A 1,421-nucleotide genomic window follows, 5' to 3' on the forward strand; every position below is an offset into this window, starting at 1 on the left:
GGAGTCAACTATAAATAATGGAGAGCAGGATTAAATTTTTCACGATTTTTAAGCATAGCAAAAAGGATTCTAATCAGTTTGTTACACAGTGCAATCATAGCTTTTCTGTGAGGCATTCCCTCTGCTCTTTTTTTATCATAATACCTTTTAAAATGTTCGTTACATCGAATAACACCACTTGCCATAAGATAAATATATCGTCTAAGAGATTTAGAACCTTTTTTGCTTATCCTACCTCTGGAATACATTTTTCCAGATTCTTTAATGGCAGGGTCAAGACCAGCATAGGCAGAAAGCTTTCTATGGTTTTCAAATCTTTCAATATCTTTGATTTCAGCCATAAAATGAGCAGATGTAATATCACTAATTCCCTTAATAGAAGAAATAATTTCCATATCATCTTTTTTGTTATTTTTGATATTATCTATAAAATCGTCAGTTATATCATCCAATTGATTTTGGAGGAATTTCAGCATTTGAACATCATGTTTAATAATCTTAGCGAAGTTTTTAGTAGAAAGTCCAATAGAATTTTTTGCAAGCTCAATGAGTTTTTCAGGAGTAAGAGAGATTCTTCTACCTTTAGAGTGAAGTTTATTGAAGAATCCGATTATTTTGCTTTTGGGTGCTTTAAGAACGTGTTTAGGTGTAGGAAATTCTTCAAGTATGGAGAGGATAGAGTCGGTAAAGATATTGTATTGAGCGAGGAGTTCAGGGAAGACAATGGAGAGATGTTGTTTAAGTTGCGTTTTAACTTTTGCAATTTGCTGAGAGATGTTTTCTCTAACTCTTGCGAGAGCGGTAATATCATTCATATTTGTAGGGACAAAGTAATTGATATGTTCAAGGTTCTTAAAAATGAATTTAGCAATAATGTTGGCATCAATTTTATCAGTTTTCGTTTTTCTGAGTGTAATAGTTTGAGCAAATTTTTTGATGAGAGCTGGATTAATAAGAGCCACAGTGTGATTGTTTGAAATGAGAAAAGATAAGAGGTTTAGATGGTAACTGCCAGTAGATTCGAGAGCGATAACAGAATTTTTGAATTGATGGATAATATCATTAAAAGATTGAAAACCATCATAATCCATACTAGTTTCACCTTGTTTCAATGTTTCCATAGATTCATTGATAATACAGTAATTAAACTTATCTTTGGAAATATCGATACCAACAAAAAAAGAGAAATTATTTTTCATGTCAAACCTCACATAAATATTTTTAAAAGTCCCGAGTCCTATCTCCTGTTTGACAGTGGCTTGATAGCCAAATCAACCAATAGGGACTTTTGGGACGGGGGACAGACTCCTATTGAAGCTTTAAAGCTTAGGGAATATGAAGTCCTCTGTCCCAGCTTAACAGCGAACATAGCATTATATTTAAGTAACATAAAAAATAAATACCATAATAATTCGTAGGAG

1 protein-coding gene is annotated in these 1,421 nt (G+C 32.6%); it reads right to left on the reverse strand.

Going from position 1 to position 1,421, the window contains the following annotated elements; genetic code table 11:
• Positions 1–8: 8 nt before the first annotated feature.
• Positions 9–1,199 (reverse strand): IS110 family RNA-guided transposase, encoded by a 1,191-nt coding sequence (locus tag OWM07_RS11130; RefSeq protein ID WP_423303817.1) that lies wholly within the window; start codon positions 1,197–1,199, stop codon positions 9–11.
• Positions 1,200–1,421 lie beyond the last annotated feature (222 nt).

The organism is Deferribacter thermophilus, assembly GCF_049472675.1.
GTDB lineage: Bacteria > Chrysiogenota > Deferribacteres > Deferribacterales > Deferribacteraceae > Deferribacter > Deferribacter thermophilus.

Coding starts and splice junctions, on each gene's coding strand:
- OWM07_RS11130 (WP_423303817.1), bottom strand. CDS start 1,199: ATGAAAAATAATTTCTCTTTTTTTGTTGGTATCGATATTTCCAAAGAT.